This window comes from Dechloromonas sp. ZS-1 (assembly GCF_039649255.1).
GTDB lineage: Bacteria > Pseudomonadota > Gammaproteobacteria > Burkholderiales > Rhodocyclaceae > Azonexus.
Map to the genome: position 1 here is coordinate 1 of NZ_JBDIYD010000014.1, position 24,358 is coordinate 24,358.

Genomic DNA, 24,358 nt, shown 5'->3' on the forward strand with positions numbered 1-24,358 from the left:
CCACGGATGGCTACCTGAGCTACGCCTACGGCTCGGCCGGCGGGCTGATCACCAACAGCGGCACGATCCGGAAAACCGGGGGTACGGGGACGCTGGTTCTGGGGGATTACAGTTGGGCTTCTGTTTATAACGATGGCGGCACCTTCGATGTTCAGAGTGGCCAGTTGAATGTTTACCAGTTCAATAACACCGGCAATGGCGTTATCAGCGCGGGTACGGTTGATGTGCTGGGCGGTGCGGGCACGGTTGCCGGTACGCTGATGGGGGCGGGCACCCTGAGTGTTAGCGGCGGCACTTTGACGGTGGATGGCACGGCGAGCATTGCGAACTACGCCCAGAGTGGTGGCACGCTGAATGGTGTGGGCACGCTGACGGCGACGAATACGTTCAACTGGACGGGTGGGACGATGTCCGGAACGGGCACGACGAAGTTGGCTGCTGGAGGGGCGGGGGCGATCAGTAGTCCAAGTTGGAAATATCTGCGACGGACGCTTCGGAATGAAGGAACGCTGACGCAAAGCACTACTTCGAATTTGTTCATGCTCGATAACGGCGGGGTTCTGGAGAACGCAGGGAGGTATGAACTGGCTGATGATGGGTATATCAACTACTACCAATCTGGCGTGGCGGGGCTGATACGTAATACCGGGACGTTCGTGAAAACGGGCGGTACGGGGACGAGCTATATCTACAATGCCCAGTTCAGCAACGAAACAGGGGGCAAGCTGCAGGCGCTGAGCGGTACGTTGTCGCTGGGTGGCGGTTTGAATACCAGCGGCGCGGGTCAGCAGGTGCTGGCCGGTGCGGGTACGGTAGTGGTATCGGGTGGTACCGGAACGCTGACCGGTAGTCTGGACATCGCAACCGGTGGGACGATCACTTTCAGTGGCGGTACGCATACCGTTTCTTCCGGCAACACCTTCGGCACGAGCGGGTCGGGCACGTTAGGTATTTCCGGTAGTGGCATCCTGAATGTTGACGGCGGTGCGAGTGTTGCGAACTTTGCGATGAGTGGCGGCACGCTGGGCGGTAGCGGAGTGCTGACGGCGACGGCCGGCTTCAACTGGACGGGCGGGACGATGTCCGGGACGGGGACGACGAAGCTGGCGTCTGGGGTGACGGGGACGCTAAGTGGTTCGGGATGGAAATATCTGCAGCGGACGCTGCGCAATGAGGGGACTCTGACGGAGAGTGGTTCGGGCACGTTCTTCATGCTGTTTAACGGCGGTGTTCTGGACAATGCGGGTCGGTATGAGTTGGCTGATGATTCGTACATCAATTACTACCAATCCGGCACGCCTGGCCTGATCCGGAATACGGGCACGTTCGTGAAGACGGGTGGAACGGGGACGAGCAACATCTGGTACGCCCAGTTCAGCAACGAAACGGGGGGCAAGCTGCAGGCGCTGAGCGGGACGTTGTCGCTGGGTGGTGGTTTGAATACCAGCGGCGCGGGTCAGCAGGTATTGGCGGGCGCGGGTACGGTGGCGGTATCGGGTGGCACCGGAACGCTGACCGGTAGCCTGGACATCGCAACCGGTGCGACCTTGAGTTTTACGGGCGGTACCTTGAATCTGGCTGATGGTGCGACCTTGGGTGGGTCAGGTAATGGGGCCTTTAACTGGACAGGGGGCACCCTGAATGTGACTGGCGTGACGACAGGTGCCACGCTTGGCAGCGGGCTGACTTTGAATCTCAGCAACCGCAGTATTGGTGGCGGTGGCCAACTGACTAATCAGGGGACGGTCCTGATGAGTGGCAGCACCCTCAATGCCAATTTCGTCAATGCAGGGCAGTTGACCGTCTCGGGGACGGGAAACACCATCAGCGGTAGCGGTGCGTTTGATATCGATGCCGGAACGATCACCTTGAACAGTGGTGCGACCTTGACCAAGAGTGGTGGCACGGTCAATTGGCATGGCGGCACCTTGGCCGGTATCGGTAATTGGCAATTGACTGGCGGGGCGACCTTTAATGTTAATGGTAGTGGCGTGCGGATTCTCAATGGCCAAACCCTGAATGCGAGTACTTTTGCCATGGCGGGCGGGAGCCTGGATGTGCAGAGCGGCAGTCTTTCCCTGGCGGCCGGTAGCATTGCAACAGGGGCCTCACTGGTTTTGAGTGGTGGGACCCTAAGTCATAGCGGCACGTTGTCTGTCGACGGCACGCTGAGTCTGGCGGGCGGTGCTTTGTCTGGTGTGGGGCGCCTGGATATCACCGGGGCGCTCCTCAAGCAGGCGCCCGGCGGTCTCTCGCTTGGCAAGGTGCTTAATAATGCCGGCCTGGTTCGGGTGAGCAGTGGCACCCTCAATCTGACTGGTGGCGGTACGCACAGTGGCAGCTTTGCGGCAGATGCTGGGACGACGCTGGCTTTTGCCGGTGGGACACACATTTTCCTGGATGGTAGCAGCGTCAGCGGCAGCGGTAATTTTGCGGCAGGTGGTGGCTTGATGTTGAGCGGTACCCAGGCGGGTCTGACGGTCGACGCTGGTAGCAGCCTGAATTTGAACACCATGGGTTTTGTCGGTAGCGGGAATCTGACGAACCGCGGCAGCATCAGTGGCAATAATGTTGTGCTGGGGGGCGCGTTCGTCAATGCGGGCGAGGCAACCCTGCAAGGCGGAACGATTTCCGGTGATTTTTCAAATACCGGGACACTGAATGTGAGCGGTAATCTTGTATTGGCTGGCCAGCGTGCGACCCAGTCTGGAGGCACCGTCAATCTCGGTAATGGTGCCAGCCTGACTAAGGATGGTGGCACCCTGTATTGGTCTGGTGGTGCATTTTCGGGGAGCGGTACGCTGGCTTACGTGAACGGGGGTGCGTTTGCATTTGCTGGCAATGGGGATCGTGTCATTGACAACCCGAACCTGACCTTTGCCTTTACCGGACTGAGTTTGCCCAATGGCTCCTTGAGCTTGTTGAATGGTGGCCTGACCTTCAATGGGACGACTTCGATCCCGGCCAATACCGAACTAAAAATGTTTGGTGGCACGATTACCAACAACGGCCCCCTGAACGTCAGTGGTTTGTTTGGCCTCTACGGCGGGCAACTCACCGGTGCCGGTGCGATCAACATGACAGGGGGCACCATTGATCTGCCGGCGAGCAGCACGGTGAACTGGCAGTCCACCGGCCAGATGTCGAACAGCGGCACCTTGAACATGAGTAACCGGACAATCACCAATCCGATTACCAATAACGGCACGATCAATAGTGCCGGTGGTTTGACCTTTACCGGCCAATTCACCAATGCGGGGAGCTTGAGCCTCTCTGGCGGGACAACCACTTTCTCGGGCGGCTATGTTCAAAACGGGGGTGCGTTGCACCTGGGGGCAGGGGCGGGGACTTCGGCCAATGTGGTGGTTGGAGGCAGCGGCTTCAGTATGGTGGGCGGTACTTTGTCGGGCAGCGGCACGATTTCCGGCGATCTTTCCCTGACGGGGGGGCTGCTGTCGGTAGGCTTCTCTCCGGGGAGCCTGACGGTCAACGGCAATTTGAACCTCTCGCCAACATCCGTCACCCAGATCGAACTCGGTGGCACGACCCCTGGAAGCGGGTTTGACACGATTACCGTCACTGGAACCGCCAATCTGGCCGGAACCTTGAATGTGAGCAGCTATGGTGGTTATGTGCCGGCGGCAGGCAGCAGCTATACCTTCATGAATTTTGCGTCCAGCACCGGTGCCTTCAGCAGCACCAACCTCCCTGCTGGCTGGAATATGTCGATGAACACCAGCACCGCATCTCTGAATTTGCTGATGGCCGGGGCTGCATCCGCAGCATCTTCCTCAATGACATCGCCGTTGCAAGCATTGGTGCAGTTGCAGACAAGCATTGGCGGGGGCGCTACGGATCCGGGAGCCCTGACAGTCGGGGCCATGTCGTTTGATATGACACGCGTTACGCACAGTGATGTCGACGCGTCGTTGATTCAGCAACTGGTGATGCTGGGTGCGGCACAGATGCCGAGCACCCGCGAGGATATGAAGGTTTGCCGCTGATGGATGCACATAAAAAATGGGGCGCGACGTTCCGTGCCTGCTTGTGTTTTGCCTTGTGCTGGATCAGTCTGGGTGTGCTGGCGGAGCCGATTGCGACGGTTGAGGTAGTGGACGGGGTCGTGACGGTCTTGCGCCTCTCTGGAAAACGAACGGCACTGGCCGTGGGCTCGAAGCTGGAAGAGGGGGACGTGGTGTCCACCGAGAAAGACTCCTATGTTCGCTTGCATTTTACGGATGGCGCGGAAATGGGGGTCCGCCCGCTCAGCACGCTGAATATCCAACGCTATCGTTTCGAGAAAGAGCGTCCGACGCAGGATGCGCTGGTCGTCAACCTGGTCAAGGGGGGAATGCGTACCGTGACCGGCCTGATTGGTAAACGCGGTAACGAGAATGCCTATCGTGTTCAGGGCTCGACAGCGACGATCGGGATACGCGGTACCGAATATGTCGTGCGCGAATGCAAAGGCGATTGCAACATCGAGCGACCGCCATCAGGGCCCATGACCGTGTCTGGGAGCGGCTCGCAGCCCCGGCAGAAAGGTGCGCCAGCCCCCTTGCCTGTTGCTGCCCGTCTGGCCGCTTTCTCCGGGCAGGTGAAGGTCTCCGATGGGGTGAAGACACGCCTTGCTGTTGCCGGGGAGGCTCTCCTGAGCGGGGAAACCGTGCGCGTGAGTTCCCCCGGGCACGCCGTCCTGGAGTTCAATGATAAGGCACGTGTCGTGTTGGATCAGGGGAGTGAATATCAGCTGACCAGCGTACGTTTTCACCCCAATGGCGCGAGCAGCAGCCATGCGGTGACCGATCTGGTGAAGGGGGGGCTGCGCATGGTGACCGGCAGTTTGGGCAAGCAGCAGCCTGAGCGGGTGAAAGTTCAGACGGTGGTTGCAACAATCGGTATCCGGGGGACCAATTTCGATATCTGGTGCGTGCCGGGAGGCAGTTATCAGCCGGGGGCTGCGATTCATGTTCCCGATGCGGCACATCCCTGCGATCAAGCGCTCTATGCTTCAACGCGAGATGGTCTGATTGAACTGGTTTCAGGCGACCATCGCCTTCAGGTGCCGATTGGACGGATTGCATACATCGACCAGCCTGGCGGGGCTCCGGTACTGCTTCCCCCCGGGAGTGATGTTTTGCAGCGGGCGCCGGCACCCGAGGCATTGGTGATCGATCATGTTGCCTTGTTCGGTCTGGAGGCCCGGGATGTCTCTGAGGCCGGACTCTATGTGTCGGTGAAGGAAGGGGCCGTATCGCTGATGCAGGAAAGCGGGCAGGAACTGTTTTTACGCCGCGGCGAAGTGGGCTATGCCGGTACCAACGGTCGGGAAGTGGTCTTGCTGAATGCGGAGCCTGATTTCGTGAAAAATGACTTGTATCTCCGTGAGATGCATGTTGATCCCGCCTCGTGTCGTGCACAGTAAGCGATCCATGTTGAACAAAATGATCTTCGCCACGCTGTTGACCGTGGCTGTATCGGGGGCCGTCGCGGAAGACGTTGCCGGATTTGAAATCAAGGGATTCGTTGTCGAGAATGCAAGCTTGCTCAGCCCGGTGCTGTTGCAGGAAAGCGCCCAGCAATTTGTGGGCGCACGGCGTGCGATGTCTGATATTCAAGGTGCGCTGGCCGCCATTGAGCACGCCTATGCCGAGCATGGCTTTGGAGCCGTCAAAGCCATGCTTCCTGAGCAGGAATTGGCTGATGGTCTGGTTCGCGTCCGCGTGATTGAAGCGACGATCGGGCAGGTCGAAATCGTGGGGAATACGCATTTCTCAACCGAAAACATTCGGCGCAGCTTGCCCGGCTTGGCGGAAGGGCAATATCCCAATCTTGCCCGGATTGATGCAGCCTTGAGAGTGGCGAATGAGAGTGCCGCTAAACAAACCAATCTGGTGTTCCGGCAGGGGGAGCAAGAAGGAACTTTGGATGCATCGGTGCGGATCAGCGATGAGAATCCGCTGCGTTTTGCTGTTTCGGCAGATAACACCGGCGTAAAAGGATCGGATGGCAAATATGCCACGGGGCGTTACCGGACTGGTTTCATCGTGCAGCATGCCAATTTGTTCGATCGGGACCATGCCCTGTCGTTCCAGTATCTGACCTCACCGGGATTTATCCATGATGTGAAAATAGCCGGTTTGGGCTATCGCATGCCGCTGTACGCGACGGGGAATGCGCTGGAGCTGAGCTATGGCTATTCGAATGTGAATTCCGGCAAGCTGACGACGGTTGCTGGTCCGATCGGAATTTCGGGTAGCGGACATGTCTTCTCCGGAAAATACGAGCAGATGTTTCCGCGCTGGGGAGACTGGTTGGGTAAGCTCACCTACGGGTTGGATTACCGGATTTATACCAACAAAGTCACGGCAGAGGGATCTCAGGAAAGCCTGATCCCTGATACGGTTGTACACCCGGTATCACTGACATATGGCGGACAATTACAGCAAGAGAGCCGGGTGCTCCAGGCGGCATTGACCTATCTGCATAACATTCCGGGCGGAGGGGACGGTCGCACGGAGGATTTCACGAAACCAGGGGGACGCGCACAAGCAACTGCGAATTATCAGGCTTGGCGATTCAATGCGGTACTGAATCAGTCCTTGCCGAAAGACTGGATCTTGAAATTGGCTGCCAATGGTCAATACACTCGGGATGCCCTGATTTCCGGGGAGCAGTTTGGCGCGGGTGGGCAGGACTCGGTAAGAGGTTTCTATGAACGCCAATTTGCCAATGACAAGGGCGTCCGTGCGAGTGCAGAGTTGATGACACCAGAACTGCTGGGTGGCGGCTTGCATCGCCTACGGCTGCTCGCGTTTTATGATGCTGCTGCCTTGTGGCGCAACCGGCCCCAGCCAGGTGAGGCGTCGGCGCTGTCGATCTCGAGCGTGGGGCTGGGCGTTCGCGGGGGCTATGGAAAAGACCTGAGCTACCGTTTTGATTTGGGGCGCGTGATTGATGAGGCGCTGCCGCAACGCAGCGGCATGACCCGCCTGCACGGGGCATTATTCGTGATGTTCTGATCTTTTTGTCATCATTTTGTTCAGGGCGCCGCGCTAAACTCGGTTTCTTGTTTAAAGCATCGTTTGGGTTGAATACATGCCTGTTTCGCATAAAGGCTGGGCGTCGGATTGTCTGGCGGGTTTTTCTGTGGCCATGGTCGCACTCCCGGTTGCCATGGGCGGTGGTTTGATCGCAATGGCGCCATTGGGACCGGCGTATGTCAGCTTGGCGGTCAAGTCCGGTTTGATCTGTGCGCTGTTGGCCGCCTTGGTCACAGCCTGTTTTGGAAGTGCTTGTCACACAAGTGGCGGTCCTTCTAACTCGACCTCGATTGTGCTTGCTTCAGCGTTGGCCGGTATGGGGGTGAGCGGTGCTGGTATTGGTGAAGTGATGCTGATGCTGGCGCTGATCGTTTGCCTATCGGGTGCCATGCTTGTTTTTGCCGGATGGATTGGTTGGGGCAGTTTGGTCAAATACATCCCGCGCCCTGTGACGTCCGGGTTCATGACGGGAGGTGGGATTCTGCTGATCCTCTCCCAGGTACATGCGGCATTGGGGGCCACCCCAGGTGGAGCATGGACGAATCTGCTTCACAACATCCATATTGGGGCTGTATGTGTTTCCGTGATCACTTTTTGGGTTTGTGTGCACGCCCCCCGATGGCAACTTCCTATTCCGCCTGCGCTGCTGGGCTTGTTGGCTGGCAGTGCCGCCCATTATGTAGGTGGGGAACTCCTCGGGCCGGGTTCTTTTGGGCATGCCCTTGGCCGCTTTCCCGCCTTGTCTGAAACGCCGCTCTGGTGGGGGGCCTTCGAGCCTGCAGCAATTTTGCATCTGGATTGGGTGCATCTTGTCTCCGCCGCGTTGCTAGTGACGCTGATGTCTGCTGTGCAGACGCTCATGACGGCTCAAGCATTGGATGCTCTCGCGCATTCTCGTCATGATGCCAATCAGGAATTGATTGGTTTTGGGCTGGGTAATGTTGCATCAGGGCTTTTTGGCGGGGTAGCCAGTTCGGCGACTTTGGCGCGTGCGATTGCCGCCTATAAAGCAGGGGGGCAATCACGTCGTGCCGGTGGTTTCAGTAGCGTAATTCTGCTTGGGATTGTTCTGCTTGCAGGGGACGTGATCTCTTATGTGCCACTAGCAGCCATGGCGGGCGTCTTGATTCAGTCAGGTGTCGCCATGATCGATCCGTGGTCCCTGGAGCAGGCGAAAGCCTGGTTTTTCAAGCAAGAGCGGGGGGATGTCGGAGAAAACGTTCTAGTCATCTTGCTGATGTTGCTGAGCATGGTCTGGCTGAATCCTGTGGTGGTGGTTGCTTTGGGCGTCACTTTGAGCATGCTGTTGTTCGTGCGCCGCATGTCTTCATCATTGGTTCGGCGCAGTTATCGCTGCGATGCGCGTCGCTCACTCAAGGTTCGGCCAGACTTTGCAGAGCAGTGTTTGCTGCGCGAAGGGCAGCGGATTCATGTTGTGGAACTCGATGGTCCCATGTTTTTCGGATCGGCCGATCGACTGCGTACGGTACTGGAGCGTGATCATGCCGACGCCGATTTTCTGATTTTGGACTGCCGCAGGGTGCGTGATTGGGATGCAACCGGGATACAGATTCTGGGGCAGATTCGCCATGCATGCGATCGGGAAGGGCGGCAATTGCTCTTGTCCCATATTTTGCCGGGTGATGTGGCTGTGCGCTTAGGTACTGCAGTACCGGTAGCGCATCAGTTTGAGGACACTGACCACGCGATTGAATTTGCCGAAGACATCTTGCTCGGCATGGTGTTGAGCGATGCAGAACTTAAAGGTTTGCGTAAGCTTCCTTATGCCGGCATGTCGCTGTTTTCTGGTTTGAGCCAGGACGAACAGGCGGCCTTGCTGGCCTATTTTGAACCACGCGAGTATGTCGCCGGTGAGGCACTGTTTCGTATGGGGGATGAAGGTGAATGCCTTTTTGTCCTACTTGAGGGCGAGGTGACACTGGGCTTGTCGATGGTAGGACGGCAAGGATTACGCCGATTGGCCGTGATCACGCCAGGTGTCATGTTTGGCGAAATGTCCCTGATCGATGCCTTGCCTCGCTCGGCGGATGCCGTGGCCGGGATGGCGAGTATGTTGATTTCTTTGCCTCGGCGGCATTTCCTGCGCCTTCAGGGTGAGCATCCAGCGCTGTTCGCCAAATTCATGCGCAATATCGCACATGAGATGTCCATGCGATTGCGACTGACCAATCGGCAACTGGGGGCCCTTGAAAGCTGAGGTTTATTTGGTTTTGAAAGTGGTGACGCCATCCCAGTTCGCATCCTCCGGCGGGGTGGTGCGCAACTGGGCTATCCGCGCTAAGTACAGCGTGTAAAGAGGGCGGTTGGGAGTCAGTGCAATCAGGTCTCGAATGGATGCCTCGGCCGCATTCCAGTTTTGGGCCCGGTACTCTTCAAGGGCGAGCGTCCACATTGCCAATTCATGCAATGTTTCAGGGGATTGCTCTGAAATCAGGCCGAGTGGTTCGTAGATCGTGACGGGGGCATCTTTCCCTTTGACTCTCACGCGATCCAGTTCTCTGAAGGCAAAGTCGGGACAACTGGGCAGGCAGGATTCTCCAACAACGATGCCAACACCGTATTCCTTGCTGATGCCTTCGAGTCGAGCGCCAAGATTCACTGCATCGCCCATGACGGTATAAGCGCGACGAATTTGGGAGCCCATGTCGCCGACGGTCATGATGCCGGTATTGATGCCAATGCCGATTTGCAAACATGGCCAGCCTCGTTCCTTGAAACTGTCATCTAGCCGGCGTAATGCTGTTTGCATACCGAGCGCAGCCAGCAGGGCTTGGCGAGTATGGTGCGGATTTTCGACCGGGGCTCCCCAAAATGCCATGATCGCATCGCCGATATATTTGTCGAGCGTACCTTGGTGCTGCTGAATGACCTTGGTCATGGCATCCAGATAAGCATTCATCAGATGCGTCAGTTCCTTCGGGTCAAGGCCTTCTGAGATTGTTGTAAAACTCCGAACATCGGAAAAAAGAACGGTCAGCTCCTGATTTCGCCCCTCCATGCTGTACTGCTCGGGGTTTTGAGCCATCTTGTCGACCAGTTCAGGTGGGACATATTGACCAAACAGCTCGGTGAATTGGCGTTTGCTGCGAGATTCGATGAAATAGCCCCAAGCGGTATTGAATCCATAGAGTCCAAATATGGCGAGCAGAACGCAGGCTAGGGGCAAAACGGTATTGAAATAGTGCCAGAACGCGAGATTGATTCCGATCATGCTGGCGAGAAGTATGATCGCCAGGAATGCCCCTTTCAGTGGGGAGAGGCGGGGCAGAAATGTGATCAGGGTGAGTGCGACCACGATCAACATGACGATATTCGCGCCAGTTAAATAGGCGGGTTTTTCTGAGATCGAGCCATCGAGTATGCCGGCAATCAAATTGGCATGAATTTCGACGCCAGGGTAACTGCTACCAACGGGGGTGGTCCGGAGATCATTTAGTCCTGGGGCCGTCGTGCCGATCAGCATGATTCGTCCAAGCATGAGGTTCGGATCAACTTTGCCCTCTAGTACGTCGACAGCAGATACGTAGGTGAAACCGCCTTCGCTGCCTCTGTAAGGCACCAGCGCGGAGGTGTCGCCATCAACGGGGATACTCAGTGTTCCCCTGGGGGTGACAATATTGATGGCCTCAATAGCGGAATCCGGGCTTGCAGCCCAAGCTTCGAGTTCGGTTTTGCCCAGAACGGTGCGTACCATCGCCACCGAGAGTGCTTCGTAGTAGGCGCCGGCATGTTCGACCAGGATGGGAACCCGCCGAATGCTGCCATCGAAGTCCACCATAGGGTTAAAAAAGCCTGCGCTGGCTGCTGCTTTCTGGAAGTGCGGCAGGTTTGCGCCATAGCCTTCCCAGCGGACGAATTGTTCTGCAAAGCTTGCAAGACTCCCAGGGCCGAATACCGGCAGAGGAAGTTGTCCGCCTTGTCGAGCATTCTGCTGATTGGAGAAGTAATAGCCGAGCACGCTGGGACTTTGTTTCAGGCGTTCGGTAAATAGCTGGTCGTAGTCGAGCTTGCTGCGTAGCGCATTGAGGGTATTGCGAAAACGCTTGTCGTCCCTGAGCTCATGCTGTCCCAAACGCTCGAGTTCGGTGAGCCCTGAACTGTCATCTGCTTCTGCAAAAACGATATCGAATCCGATAACGGCTGCGTGGTAATCCTCGTTCAGTCGTCGCACCAAATCAGCGACTTTATTTCTGCCCCAAGGCCAGTGGCCAATGGCCGCCAGGCTGCGTTCATCAATATCGACAATCACGATGCGATCATCGATACCTTCTTTGGCAAAAAGCCGAACTCGGACATCGTATAGATAATGGTCGAGAACGGTGATGAAGGGAAACTCCACAATTTTCGCAGCATGGGCGAGTAGCATCAGGCTGAAGAGAATGCCGATGCAACTGCGAACGACGAAAGCTTTCATGTTGTACGTGAGAAGGTGGATGCGGCTCTGTGGCAATTCGATACGAAATGAGCACCTTGGACGGTGCTCATTTTTGAGATGCGGAGTGCTGTTTTACTGTTTTGCGAATACAGCCACCGTGCCTGCTGCATAAGCTTGGGCACTGACTGTCCCTGCCACGGCAATGGATGCTGCCAAGCCCGTTGCGCCATTGCCTGTAAATTGGCCGTTGGTGGAGGCATAAGAAATCGTGCACCCAGCGCTACATGTTGCAGCGATGGGCTGATTTGTTTGACTGCCGATGCTCCAAGTCTGGTTGGCAGCGAAGGTGATGGTTGTCGCGCCCGGGCCACCGGTAAAATTCATTTGCATGGCAGAGAGATTGGTAATCTGCTGCGTCGAGAAGTTGACCGATAGCGTGCTGCCCGTAAATGTGCCCGTTCTGCCAAGGCTATCTGTTGGGCTGGTGCCGCCGACGTATGCATAACTTGCGATACCACTGGTCGGCATATTGGTTACAGGGTCACCCCAGCCACTGTGCCACCCGAAGTGGCCCGCTCCGTCGCTGGCATCCGGTTGTTCGTATGCCCAGTAGATCCCGGCGCTTGCGTTGTAACCGACTGTCGTGCCCTGGCTCTGGAGGGCGCTGGCTAAGGATGCTGGGGTAGTGATGTTGCTGTAGCCGGCGGCAGCAAATTCTGCTGATGTCGTTTGATCTGAGGTTACATTGGTTGAGGTTCCATTGGAATTTGGAAATCCATAACCGCTGGCCTGAACCAACGCAATGAGACCTGTGCCTGAACTGAGCGCAGGCTGCCCATTAACCGAGTACTGTGTGACCGAACTGGGCAGGCTGGGCGAGGGCGAGGTCAAATCAGTAGCACTGGGAGATGTACTGATTTGAGCTGAGGTACCGCTATCCTGCGTGGTACTGTTAAGCGGCGTCGCAGGGCCATTTCCCGTTTTGCTCGCCAGGCTGGGAATGGTTTGTCCGTTCAGAAAACGAGGGGGGGCGATCAGCCGGCGTGGCGGTTCGCTAGCTGAGGCGACATGGAAGTACTCTTGCTGGCCGAACTCCATGCTGCCGTTATCATTGGTAACGGCAATGCGGCCATCCGTCACGCCACCAAACAAACCATTGGGTGCCAGACTGCCATCCGGGTTGAAGCAGCTGTTAAGGCAACTCACGAGTACGTAATGGGTGCCTCGAATGCCAATGGTGGCGGTGCTGGTCTTGACGCCGTAATTCTGTTGGTTGCCTTTGCCGATGGCACCGGTGATGGTGCGCAGGCCGCCCTTGACCAGGTTGAAGGTTGAGCGATCTGTTTCAGCGTTGCGCTTGAACTGGTAGTCCTCGATTTTGAATTCGCTGTTCGGGCGCAGCGAGACGATGGATTCATCAGTAAAGCGGATCTGTACGCTGCTTTTATCACCGACGACAAGGCGGTCACCGGCTTCGATGTCAGCGCCTTGCGTCAGTTTGATGTTCTTGTCGGCACGGGAAACCGTCACGTCGCCGACCAGCGAAAGAACGCGTCCGGCCGGTTCAGCCAGGGCTGCGTGGGCAAACAGGGCACCAAGGGTACCGAGCAGGAGGGGGCGGAGAGTGCGCATCGTCTGCCTTACTTGAAATCGTAGCGAACTTTGGCAGCAACGACGTGACGGTCGTAGTCGTAGAAGCCAATATTCGATTGCTGGTTGGTGTAGATGTATTCGCCGCGGATCGACCAGTTGCGGTCGAGAGCGTAGGTGACGGCAAATTCGCTGCCGTAGAAATGGTCGCGGCGGCTGGTGGCATCGCTGGAGAAGGCGTTGTCGTAGCGGCTGTTCTGGTAGGTTAATGCCAGGCTGGTGCTCCATTTGGGCATGGGCTGCAGCGTGAGGGCAGCGCGTCCGCCAAGAATGTCGCGCGACAGATCGTGGCGATTTTGGCTATTGCGCTCTTGCCCGATGTTCGCGGTGAGCGTCAGGACCGGATTCATTGGAGAGACAAAGGCATGCGTCCAGGCTAGGTTGGCCATGTACAGATTGCTGTCGCGCAGGCTGGCCTGGGAGTTCAGCGGTGAAGCTTTCTGCTTATCGCTGAAAATGGTGATATTGTCATAGCGCAATTGTGACCACTGGAGACCGAGTGTCAGACGATTAAACTGGTCGTACTGATGGTTCCATTCGCCGATCAGTGAGCTGATGCCAAGGTAGGATTGGCGGTCGACGTCGATCAGTGCATATTCTGTGCCGATGCGGAATAGATCGCGGTTTTTCAGAATCGAGATGCCGCCCTGAATATTAACTGTGCGCTGATCGAAAATGTCGTTAGCCTGTGATCCGTTCCAGCGGCCGCTGGCTTGGGCGCCGCCATAAAGAGCAATGCCGGGTGCGACTGGATACGTTCCTTGAGCGCCGATGTTTAATGTCTGGAAGGTGTCGCGTTCCTTCTCCTGGGTGGTGCCGGGGTTGATCACCATGCCGGCAGGCAGGCCAGCAATCTGACCGGCACGAATCCCTCCGTTGATATTGCTGTCGTGCCCGAATCCCGCTTCGGCAAAGAAGGCGGCGGTGGGGGTGTAGCGGGATTCGCGGGCACGGATGGCGTCGAGGAATTTGTTGATACCGTCGCGTTCCTGACTGTCTGCCTCTTCGAGCAGATCATTGAAGAAGGTGCGGGCCAGGGCATCCTCGCCCAGGACGTAATAGCCGCGAGCAAGGTGGAAGCGGGCCGAGCGGTTGTCGGGGAACTGCGTTAGGTAACGTTCGAGCGCGAGGACGCCTTCCCCGGGCGCATTGCTGTCGATGGCTGCAATGCCGAAGAAAAAGTCGAAGGCCGGGGTGCCCAGTTCGTTCGCATGCTGTTTGCCGAGTTGGTAAGCCTCCGCAAATTGCTTTTGTTCCATCAAACCGCGGATATCATCTGCAGTCGCCCCCAATGTATGAAGGGACAAAAGCGAAAGCATCACTGCCAGAGATGCACGTTTCATTATTATTCCTGTATTTTTCGGCAAACCTCACGAGTTTATAGACCCTTGTTTTGCTTAACAATATGACCAACGTGATAGATGCTTTGCAATGTTAAGATGAATCAAAATTGCCAACTTGCCAAAGGCGAGCGCTTGTAAATGGAATGTCGTCCCTGCTGTGGTGCCTGCTGTATCGCGCCATCCATTTCCTCGCTCAACAAGCCGGCCGGTGTTCCTTGCCCGCATCTGGATGCGGCGATGCGTTGCCGCCTTTTCGGCCAGCCAGAACGTCCAACCTGTTGCAGTGGCTTGCAGCCCTCGCCCGAGATGTGTGGCGAGAGCCGGGAGGCGGCGCTGATATGGCTGTCCGATCTGGAGGCGCTTACGCGTCCGGGATAGTAGAATGCGTCCTCTTTGTTTGTGCGGTGCGACATGGACGCGATGCTACTTTTGAAAGCCCTGATCCTCGGGATCGTCGAAGGGCTGACTGAATTCCTTCCGATTTCTTCGACAGGGCACTTGATCCTGGCGGGGGATCTGCTCAATTTCAATGACGATCGCGGTAAGTTGTTTGAAATTGTCATCCAGTCCGGCGCCATTCTGGCGGTGGTGTGGGAGTACCGGGCTCGTATCGCCGGTGTGGTGAGCGGCTTGGGGAGAAACCGCCTGGCGAATCGCCTGGTGCTGAATCTGGCGATTGCCTTCATGCCGCTGGCCGTCCTGGGGTTGCTGTTCAAGAAAGCCATCGAGGCGCATTTGTTCCAGCCTGTACCCGTTGCGCTGGCGTTCATCGTCGGGGCATTTTTCATTCTTTGGGCCGAGCGGCGAGAGCATCGCATTCGCGTGGAAACAGTGGATGACATGACGCCGCTCGATGCCCTCAAGCTGGGTTTGGCGCAGGCGGCAGCCTTGATCCCGGGTACCTCGCGTTCTGGCGCCACGATCATCGGGGGCTTGTTGTTTGGCCTCTCGCGTAAGGCGGCGACCGAGTTTTCCTTCTTCCTCGCTATCCCGACCCTTTTTGCTGCGACGGCTTACAACCTCTACAAGGAGCGCGCATTGCTCAATGTGGACGATCTGGGCATGTGGGCAGTCGGTTTCGTGTCGGCCTTTGTCTCGGCATTCCTCTGTGTGCGTTGGTTGCTGCGCTACATTTCCAGCCATGATTTCACGGTTTTTGCGTGGTATCGCATCGTCTTTGGCATCGTGGTTCTGGCTACGGCTCATTTTGGTTGGGTTGAATGGTCGGTGCACTGAGTTCGCCCGGCATCCTCTATCTGCACGGCTTCTGTTCGTCACCGGCCTCCTGGAAGTCGCGCCTGCTGGCTGACGCCATGGCGGCGCGAGGGCAGGCAGGGCAATTTGCCTGCCCCATGCTGTCTCCGGTGCCTGATGAAGCCGTTGCCCAGGCGGGACGTTTGATCGAGGCGGCGCCAGGCCGGGTAACGCTGGTGGGCTCTTCGTTGGGCGGTCATTACGCCGCCTGTCTGGCCGAGCGTTACGATCTGAGCGCCGTATTGATCAATCCAGCGGCGGTCGACCGTCTGGATCTGGCCAAATTCATCGGTGAGCATGCGAATTTCCATACCGGCGAACGCTTTACCTTCACGCCGGCGCATGCCGCGCAATTGCGCGCCCAATGCGTACCGCTGACGCCGGCACGCTACTGGCTGTGGCTGGAAGAGGGCGATGAGGTCCTCGATTGGCGCCAGGCGGCAGAGGTCTACGCCGGATGTCGCCAGATGGTCCTGCCCGGTGGCGATCACAGCTTCACCAAGTTTCCCGAGTTCATTCCGCAACTGCTTGAATTTGCCGGGATATAATCCGCAAATGAATGTATTGTTTGAAGAAGATGGCGGCTTCAAGGCCGGCACGGTGCTGAGCGACGCCGACGCGTCCCTGCAGATCGAAATGCCGTCCGGCAAGCGCAGCAAGATCAAGGCGGCAACGGTGTTGCTGCGGTTCGAAAAGCCTTCTGCCGCGGCCCTGCTCGAGCAGGCCACCCCGTTGGCAGAAGAAATCGAGGCGGATTTCCTCTGGGAGTGCGTGAGCGATGGCGAGTTTTCGTTTCTGGATTTTGCCCGTGATTACTACGGACACGAGCCCGCCCCGGTTGAAGCGACGGCGGTCTTGCTTGCCCTGCACGCCGCGCCCGTCTATTTCCATCGCAAAGGCAAGGGCCGCTTCAAGAAGGCACCTGCCGACATTCTCGCAGCTGCTCTGGCTGCACTTGAAAAAAAGCGTCAGCAAGCGCTCGCGATGGAAGGCTGGATCCAGGCCCTGAAAGAATTTCGTCTGCCGCCGGAAATCGCGCCGCTGACCGACAGCCTGCTCTATGCGCCGGATCGCAACAAAGCGGAAACCAAGGCCTTCGAAACGGCCTGCGCGGAAACCGGCCTGAGTGCGGCGCAACTGTTGTTCAAGTGCGGCGCGATCAAATCGGCCTATCACCTGCACTACAAGCGTTTCCTGCACGAGCAGTTTCCCAAGGGAACCGGTTTTCCGGCCTTGCCGGCGCCGGGCGTGCCGGGCAGCTTGTCGCGGGCGGATGTGCGGGCTTTTTCGATTGATGACGCCAATACCACCGAAATCGACGATGCCCTGTCGGTGACCTGGCTGCCCGGGATCGGGACGCGCATCGGGATTCACATTGCGGCACCCGGTCTGGCCATTACGCATGGTTCGCCGCTCGACGGGGTGGCGCGAGCCCGCTTGTCGACGGTGTACATGCCGGGCAACAAGATCACCATGCTGCCCGATGCCGTGGTCGGCGAGTACACCCTGGCCGGTGGCACCGATTGTCCGGCGGTCTCGCTCTACCTGACGGTCAACGAGGTTTTTGAGGTCATTTCCCACGAATCCCGTGTTGAAATGGTGCATATTGCCGCCAACCTCCGACACCACGAAGTGGAGCCCTGGTTCAATGCGGAGACCGTGGGCGGTGCCTTGGCGGATGAGCCTTTTGCCAAGGAACTCCTGCATCTCTGGCATTTTGCCAATGCCTGCGAAGGCCGTCGTGGCAAGCCCTCCGCCACGCAGGGCATCAACGATTACAACTTTGCCATCGTCGGCGATCTGGCCGAACCGGATGCGTGTACCGTCGAGATCAGCGAACGCAAGCGCGGCAGCCCGCTCGACAAGCTGGTGGCCGAGCTGATGATCGTCGCCAATTCGACCTGGGGCGGTCTGCTTGCCGAGAAGAACATCGCCTGCCTGTACCGAGCCCAGACGCAGGGCAAGGTGCGCATGACGACCTCGCCGCTGCCGCATGAAGGCCTGGGGGTGCCGCAATACGCCTGGATGACCTCGCCCCTGCGCCGCTATTGCGATCTGGTCAATCAATGGCAGCTGATCGCGTGTCTGGGCAACGACACGCCGCCCTTTGCCCAGAAATCCGCCGAGCTCTTCGCCGCCATGCGCGATTTCGAGCTGACCTACGCTGCCTATGCCGAATTCCAGCGTCAGATGGAGCGCTACTGGTGCTTGCGCTGGCTGCAGCAGCAAGGCTTGAACGAGGTGGATGCCACGGTGCGCCGTGAGCAGCTGGTCAAGGTCGACCATTTGCCGCTGATGGTCCGCGTGCCGTCGGCGCCGACGGATCTGTTGCCCGGGCAGCGTGTTCGCCTGGCCGTCGAGCAGATCGATTTGCTGGCGCCGGAAGTGACCTGCCGTTTCCTGTCTGTGCTGGAAGCTGCACCTGAGGCCGCCGCGGAGGCCGAGGAGGACGCTGCGTGAGTGCGCTGGCGCAGCGTTGGCAGACTGCTCGCCCGGACGATCGGCGCCTGTGGCTGGCGCTCGCGATGTCGATCGGGGTGCATGCCCTCCTGCTGTCGCTGCACTTCCGTTTTCCGGAGGCCAGCCAGGCCATGCGCGAGAAGGCGCTGGACATCATTCTGGTGAACGCCAAGTCGGCCCGTAAGCCGACCGATGCGCAGGCGCTGGCCCAGGCTAACCTGGACGGGGGCGGCAATACCGATGAAAACCGGCGGGCCAAGACGCCGCTGCCGGTCACCGCGCAGCAGGTCCATGGCAACGATCTGCAGCAGATGCAGCGCCGTGTGCAGGAACTGGAGGCCGCACAGCAGCGCATGCTGACCCAGGCCAAGAGCCTGCGCCAGGTGGTGGCGACCCAGACCGCTAACCAGCAACCGACGCCGGCGCCGAGTGTGAGTGGGCTGGACCTTGCCGAGTCCGCCCGGGCGATGGCGCGTCTGGAGGGCGAGATCGCCAAGAATACCGACGAGTACGCCAAGCGGCCGCGCAAGAAGTTCATCGGCGCGCGGGCCGAGGAATACCGTTTTGCCCAGTACATCGAAGATTGGCGCATGAAGATCGAGCGTGTCGGCACCTTGAATTATCCCGAGGCCGCGCGTGGGAAATTGTATGGTTCCCTGGTGTTGACCGTCGTCATTGCGGCCGATGGCCGGGTCGAGCGCGTCGATATCAACCGTTCGTCCGGACACAAGGTGCTCGACGAGTCGGCGCGCCGCATTGTTCAGCTCGCCTCGCCGTATGCACCGTTCCCACCCGATATCCGGCGCGATACGGACATCCTTGAAATCACCCGGACCTGGCACTTTACGCAGGGCGACCAGTTGTCCGCCAAATAACGCCGCGAGGCCCGTTTCATGACCGATCGCTACGCTGTTTTCGGCAACCCGATTGCCCACTCCAAGTCACCGCAGATTCACGCTGCTTTTGCTGCGGCCACGGCGCAGGATCTCCGCTATGAAGCCCTGCTCGCGCCACTGGATGGGTTCGCGGGTGCAGTGGCTGATTTCGTCGCAGCGGGCGGGCGTGGCGCCAATGTGACGGTGCCCTTCAAGGAAGAGGCATTTCGTCTCGCCACCCGCTTGTCGCCACGGGCGGCACGGGCGGGGGCGGTGAATACGCTGGTGTTTTCAGGCGCGGGCATTCTGGGCGATAACACCGATGGCGCCGGACTGGTCCACGACATCACGCGCAATCTGACGGTCGACCTTGCGGGCAAGCGCATTTTGCTGCTCGGTGCCGGTGGCGCGGCGCGCGGCGTGATTCAGCCGCTGCTGGCAGAAGCGCCCGCCGCGCTGCACATTGCCAACCGTTCCGCCGATAAGGCCGTCGCTCTGGCGCAGGCCTTCGCCGATCTGGCGGCAGTGTCCGGTGGCAGCTTCAGCGATCTGGCCGGTTTGCCGTTCGATGTGGTCATCAATGCCACATCGGCAAGCCTGGCGGGTGAGCCGTTGCCTTTGCCGACCGGCCTCTTTGCGCCGGGTTGCCTGGCCTACGACATGATGTACGGCAAGGGCGAGACGCCTTTCCTGGCGCAAGCCCGCCTCGCCGGTGCGGCCCGTTGTGCCGATGGTTTGGGCATGTTGGCCGAGCAGGCGGCAGAGGCGTTTCTGGTCTGGCGCGGCGTGCGCCCGGCGACGGCCGGCGTGCTCGCCACGCTGCGTGCTGCGCTGGCCGGATGACCTGGTTCGGCCGCTGGCTGAAGCGCCTGATCCTGCTCGTTGCGGGCCTGGGCTGTCTGTGGCTGCTCTGGCTGACGGCCTGGGTGCTGTATTGGGGGCAGTTCAACCCGGGGACGACCCGCTTCATGGAGATTCGTCTCGATGAATTACGCCAGACGCAGCCCGATGCCCGTTTGCAGCAAAGCTGGGTCCCCTACGAGCGGATTTCGCTTCATCTGAAGCGCGCCATCATTGCCGCAGAAGACGCCAAGTTCGTCGATCATGAAGGCTTTGACTGGGATGGCATTCAAAAAGCCATCGAAAAGAATCAGAAAAAAGGCCGTTATGTCGCGGGCGGGTCGACGATCAGCCAGCAGCTGGCGAAGAATCTCTTCCTGACGCCGACCAAATCCTATTTCCGCAAGGCGGAAGAAGCGGTGATCACCTTGCTGCTGGAACAGTTCTGGAGCAAACGCCGCATCTTCGAGGTGTATCTCAACGTGATCGAATGGGGCAATGGCGTTTTTGGTGCCGAAGCAGCAGCACGGCATTACTACGCGCAGTCTGCCGCACAGCTAGGCCCTGAGGCCGCCGCCAAAATGGCCGGCATGGTGCCGAATCCACGCTACTACGACCGCCATCGCGCTGCCCCCGGCCTGGCGCGTAAAGCGGCCATCATTCTGGCGCGCATGCCGGCCGCAGAAATTCCTTGAAGTTTCGCGGGTAAGGGTTTTCCGCATCACAATTTGTCAAGGTGACGTCATCGTGCCGGTGCTAGAATGACGACCTCTTTTGCGGCACTGCACCATGAGCGACGAAGCACAGCTCTCCGATAGCGAAGATCTGCAGGAGCGCCTCGCAGAGGTGCAGACCCTGCTCGCCCGGCACAAGCTGGTGGAGGAGCTCGTCCATCGTCAGGAAGGGCCGCGCCACGACCTCGTCGAGGACATCGTGCATAAGCAGCATCTGCACGAGTTGCAAAACCGCCTCGAACCCATGCACCCGGCGGACATCGCCTATGTGCTGGAAGCCCTGCCGCCTGATGAGCGTCTGATCGTCTGGGGGCTGGTCAATCCGGAAATCGAAGGCGAAGTCCTGCTCGAAGTCTCGGATGTCGTCCGGGAAAGCCTCATCGAATCGATGGAGCGCACCGAGCTGGTGGCTGCGGCCGAAACGCTCGATGCCGACGAACTGGCCGACCTCGCGCCCGATCTGCCGCAGGGCGTGATCGACGACGTTTTCCGCAGTCTTTCTGTCGAAGAGCGCGAACAACTCCGCGCCGCCATGTCCTATCCCGAAGATTCGGTCGGCTCGATCATGGACTTCGAGATGGTCACTGTCCGGGAGGACGTGACCCTGGAGGTGGTGCTCCGTTACCTCCGCCGCTTCGATGAACTGCCGGACCAAACCGACCAGCTTTTCGTGGTCGACCGTGAGGAAAAGCTGAAAGGCGTCCTGCCGCTCAATGTGCTGCTGGTCAACGACCCGGAGGCCGAGGTTGGCGTCCTGATGCAGACCGACTTCGTCGAGCTGGAGCCGGATGATTTCGCGGACGAAGCCGCCAAGGCCTTTGAACGTTACGACCTCGTGTCGGCGCCGGTGGTCGATACCGATGGCAAACTGCTGGGCCGGGTGACCGTGAATGAAGTCGTGGACTACATTCGTGAAGAAGCCGAGCAGGAGCAGTTGGCACAGGCCGGTCTGCGTGAAGAGGAAGACATCTTTGCCTCGGTCTGGGACTCCGTGAAGAACCGTTGGTCCTGGCTGGCCATCAATCTGGTGACGGCGTTTGTCGCCTCGCGCGTGATCGGTGCCTTCGAGGATTCCATTGAAAAACTGGTGGCCCTGGCTGCCCTGATGCCGATTGTGGCGGGGATCGGCGGCAACTCCGGGAACCAGACGATCACCATGATCGTGCGCGCGATTGCCATGGGGCAGGTACAGCCGGACGCGATGCGCCGCCTGCTGCGCAAGGAACTCGGGGTGGCGACGATCAATGGCCTGATCTGGGGCGGGCTGCTCGGTTTGGCCGCCTGGTGGCTCTATGGGAATGCGGCGCTCGGTTTCGTGATGACGGCGGCGATGACGCTCAACCTGCTGCTGGCGGCAAGTGCCGGGGTGGGCATTCCGCTTCTGCGCGAAAAATTCGGGGCAGATCCGGCTGTTGGCGGTTCCGTCATGATCACCGCCCTGACCGACTCCGGCGGTTTCTTCATTTTCCTCGGGCTGGCCACGCTCTTCCTGATGTAAGCCTCAGTATTCCTGGCGCATCGCGTTTTCAGCGTCGGCATGGCGCAGGCGCAGGGCCAGGGAGCGCGCCAGCGAGCGCAGGACGGTCAGCGCCAGCTTTTTATGTTCCTCGCTGATGCGGGCGAACTGCTCCTGGGTCAGGATGAAAAACTCGGCATCCGTGGCGGCAATGGCATCGTTGCCGCGCGGTTGACCGTCGAGGAAGGCCAGACCACCGAAAAAGTCACCACGGCCGAAGGTGGCGATATGGCGGGTGCGCCCGCCGCCCAGATGGGCGTAGATGTGTACCGTGCCACTACGGATCAAATAGATCGCATCGCCCGCTTCGCCGCGTGAATAGATGGTTTCACCCGCTGCGTAGTGGCGCCGGATGAGCTTGGCTTCAAGATCGGCCAGGGTTTCGTCCTTGCGCTCCTGGAACATTTCCATCTCGGCCAGTTCCAGCGGCTGCTCCGGCATGCTGGCCGTGGCGCGGTCATGCTCCCCGAGCAGATGGTCTTCCACCCATTCGATCGCACTGTCGAGTTCCGGGAAAAGTCGAATGGCGTCGGAACCATCTGTCACGCCGGTTTGTTCCAGAAATTCACGCAAATTACGTCCGTTGGGCAGGTTTTCCCGCACGTTCGACAGAATCAGCAGGGCTTTCCGTTCCGCCAGACTGTCGCGCAGCTGGCAGAGCAGATGGGCGGCCGTGACATCGACCGACTGAACCCGCTTCATGTCGAGAATGATGAAGTTGCGGTGCTTGAGCTCGGGTTCAATGTCGCTGTAAAGCTGTTGGGTGGTGCCGAAAAAGAGGCTGCCCTGTAGTTCGAAAATGACGGCCTGGTCGCCTTTCTGGGCCAGGATGCGGGTTTCCGATTCTGGGCGGTGCCAGCGCGAGGACATTTGATTGACGTAGAACTTGTGCCGGATGGCGCTACCGCCAATCTGCTCGCGCAGAAAGAGGATGATGGCCAGGGCAACGCCGACACCGGAGGCGGCCAGCAGGCCGATGGTGAGTGCGACGGCGATGACCATGAAAACCACGCCGAAATCGAGCACGGTGGCAGACGACTGCACGAAGCGCAGCGGGCCACGGTCGATCATGCGCAGGCCCACCACGATCAGGATGCCGGCAAGTGCAGAGACTGGAAGCCAGGCCAGCAGTCCGCCCAGCAGCAGGGCGAAGATGAGGGCGGAAATCCCTTCGATCAGCCCGGATGCCCGCGTTTTGGCACCGCTGGAGAGGTTGACCAGCGTTGCGCCCATGGTGCCCGCGCCAGGAATCCCGCCAATGGCACTCGCTGCAGCGTTGGCCACCCCTTGCGCGACCAGTTCCCGATTGGGGGCGTGCCGGCTGCGCGTCATCTGGTCGAGCACGACGCAGGTTTTCAGGGTGTCGATGGACAGCAGCACGGCCAGGGTCAGGGCGTTGCCAATCAGGGCGCCAACCTGATTGAGACGGAGTTCGCCAATGTCGTACCAGCGCGCGCTGATGGCCTGCAGATAACCATCGCTGCTCACCCCGAAAGGGCCGATCACGAGCGGGTTGTCGCTGACGGAAAAGAGGGCGGTGTCTTGCAGGGCGAGACCGAAGTAACAGGCGATACCGGCCAGGATGCCGAGAATGGTGCCGGGCAGGCGCGTCGTCAGGGGGGGGCCGAGCCACATCACCAGCATCGTCGTGCCGCCGACTGCCAGGGCGCGCCAGTCCCAAAGGCTGTGCTCGGTCAATGCGGCGACCAGGCCGGTGCCGGCGGGCGTGCCCAGAAGCTTGGCCAGCTGGCTGCCGATGATGATCAGGCCGACGGCGGTCAGATAGCCGCTGACCACAGGATAGGGGATGTATTTGATCAGGCGCCCGATGCCGACGAAGCCGAAGACAATCTGGAACAGGCCGGCCAGCACGCCGAGCAGCAACATGAGCAGGACGATGGTATGGCCGGGCAGGTTCTGCTGTGCCATTTCGATGGCGAAAGCCGAGAGCAGCGCGGCGGCGGGGGCGCAGGGGGCGCTGATCAGGCGGTCGGTACCGCCGAGCACGGCGGCCAGCGAGCCGATGACGATGGCGCCGATGATCCCGGCAAGGGCGCCGAGCGGCGCATGCCCCGGGGAAATCGCGGAATACACCGTGACACCAAACGCGATCGAGGCGGGCAGGGCGACCAGCATGGCGGCAATGCCACCCCAGAAATCCCCGGTCTGGTAGAGCTTCTTGAATAGCTCGCGCATGCTGTTTTCTCCCCGTTTTTACGAGGATATTACTGCGCTTTTGGGCCCCGG

At 59.1% G+C, this 24,358-nt stretch carries 16 protein-coding genes; 12 read left to right on the top strand and 4 right to left on the bottom strand.

What is annotated here, in order from left to right; genetic code table 11:
- The 4 genes from AACO21_RS14035 to AACO21_RS14050 all read left to right on the top strand — a co-directional run.
- On the top strand, positions 1 to 4,004 hold a 4,004-nt coding region (locus AACO21_RS14035), incomplete at its 5' end, for a hypothetical protein (protein ID WP_346193151.1).
- Positions 4,004 to 5,425 (top strand): FecR domain-containing protein, encoded by a 1,422-nt coding sequence (locus tag AACO21_RS14040; protein ID WP_346193152.1) that lies wholly within the window; start codon positions 4,004 to 4,006, stop codon positions 5,423 to 5,425. The genes AACO21_RS14035 and AACO21_RS14040, both read left to right, overlap by 1 nt.
- A gap of 7 nt (positions 5,426 to 5,432) precedes the next feature.
- On the top strand, positions 5,433 to 7,022 hold the full coding sequence (locus AACO21_RS14045; protein ID WP_346193153.1) for a ShlB/FhaC/HecB family hemolysin secretion/activation protein: 1,590 nt from the start codon (positions 5,433 to 5,435) through the stop codon (positions 7,020 to 7,022).
- A gap of 76 nt (positions 7,023 to 7,098) precedes the next feature.
- Positions 7,099 to 9,261, top strand: coding sequence for a SulP family inorganic anion transporter (locus tag AACO21_RS14050; protein ID WP_346193154.1), 2,163 nt, complete (start codon positions 7,099 to 7,101; stop codon positions 9,259 to 9,261).
- 3 nt (positions 9,262 to 9,264) lie between these two features.
- Here the strand turns inward: AACO21_RS14050 and AACO21_RS14055 are convergent, their stop codons facing one another.
- The 3 genes from AACO21_RS14055 to AACO21_RS14065 all read right to left on the bottom strand — a co-directional run bounded on the left by AACO21_RS14055 (position 9,265) and on the right by AACO21_RS14065 (position 14,432).
- Positions 9,265 to 11,478, bottom strand: a complete 2,214-nt coding sequence (locus AACO21_RS14055; RefSeq protein ID WP_346193155.1) for an adenylate/guanylate cyclase domain-containing protein — start codon at positions 11,476 to 11,478, stop codon at positions 9,265 to 9,267.
- A gap of 93 nt (positions 11,479 to 11,571) precedes the next feature.
- Positions 11,572 to 13,071, bottom strand: a complete 1,500-nt coding sequence (locus AACO21_RS14060) for a FecR family protein (protein ID WP_346193156.1) — start codon at positions 13,069 to 13,071, stop codon at positions 11,572 to 11,574.
- Between the two features lie 8 nt (positions 13,072 to 13,079).
- The gene (locus tag AACO21_RS14065; protein ID WP_346193157.1) at positions 13,080 to 14,432 is read right to left on the bottom strand and encodes an outer membrane beta-barrel protein; all 1,353 of its coding nucleotides are present in this window, start codon (positions 14,430 to 14,432) and stop codon (positions 13,080 to 13,082) included.
- A 138-nt stretch (positions 14,433 to 14,570) separates the two neighbouring features.
- Between AACO21_RS14065 and AACO21_RS14070 the strand changes: the two genes are divergently transcribed.
- From AACO21_RS14070 to mgtE, 8 genes are all read left to right on the top strand, one after another.
- The gene (locus AACO21_RS14070) at positions 14,571 to 14,810 is read left to right on the top strand and encodes a YkgJ family cysteine cluster protein (protein ID WP_346193158.1); all 240 of its coding nucleotides are present in this window, start codon (positions 14,571 to 14,573) and stop codon (positions 14,808 to 14,810) included.
- A 33-nt stretch (positions 14,811 to 14,843) separates the two neighbouring features.
- Positions 14,844 to 15,668, top strand: coding sequence for an undecaprenyl-diphosphate phosphatase (locus AACO21_RS14075; RefSeq protein ID WP_346193159.1), 825 nt, complete (start codon positions 14,844 to 14,846; stop codon positions 15,666 to 15,668).
- On the top strand, positions 15,653 to 16,234 hold the full coding sequence (locus AACO21_RS14080; RefSeq protein ID WP_346193160.1) for a YqiA/YcfP family alpha/beta fold hydrolase: 582 nt from the start codon (positions 15,653 to 15,655) through the stop codon (positions 16,232 to 16,234). Before AACO21_RS14075 ends, AACO21_RS14080 begins: the two co-directional genes overlap by 16 nt.
- 7 nt (positions 16,235 to 16,241) lie before the next feature.
- Positions 16,242 to 18,146: an RNB domain-containing ribonuclease gene (locus tag AACO21_RS14085; protein WP_346193161.1), complete on the top strand. Its 1,905-nt coding sequence runs from the start codon at positions 16,242 to 16,244 to the stop codon at positions 18,144 to 18,146.
- Positions 18,143 to 19,021 carry an energy transducer TonB gene (locus AACO21_RS14090; protein ID WP_346193162.1) on the top strand — a complete coding sequence of 293 codons (879 nt, stop codon included), beginning with the start codon at positions 18,143 to 18,145 and terminating at the stop codon, positions 19,019 to 19,021. The genes AACO21_RS14085 and AACO21_RS14090 overlap by 4 nt, the downstream gene beginning before the upstream one ends.
- An 18-nt stretch (positions 19,022 to 19,039) precedes the next feature.
- Positions 19,040 to 19,864 (top strand): shikimate dehydrogenase, encoded by an 825-nt coding sequence (aroE, locus tag AACO21_RS14095; protein ID WP_346193163.1) that lies wholly within the window; start codon positions 19,040 to 19,042, stop codon positions 19,862 to 19,864.
- Positions 19,861 to 20,556 carry a monofunctional biosynthetic peptidoglycan transglycosylase gene (mtgA, locus tag AACO21_RS14100; RefSeq protein ID WP_346193164.1) on the top strand — a complete coding sequence of 232 codons (696 nt, stop codon included), beginning with the start codon at positions 19,861 to 19,863 and terminating at the stop codon, positions 20,554 to 20,556. Before aroE ends, mtgA begins: the two co-directional genes overlap by 4 nt.
- A gap of 94 nt (positions 20,557 to 20,650) precedes the next feature.
- Entirely contained in the window at positions 20,651 to 22,093 is a 1,443-nt protein-coding gene (gene mgtE, locus AACO21_RS14105) for a magnesium transporter (RefSeq protein ID WP_346193165.1), read from the top strand.
- 3 nt (positions 22,094 to 22,096) lie between these two features.
- Here mgtE and AACO21_RS14110 read toward each other — a convergent pair whose 3' ends face one another.
- Entirely contained in the window at positions 22,097 to 24,307 is a 2,211-nt protein-coding gene (locus tag AACO21_RS14110; protein WP_346193166.1) for a SulP family inorganic anion transporter, read from the bottom strand.
- Positions 24,308 to 24,358: the final 51 nt, after the last annotated feature.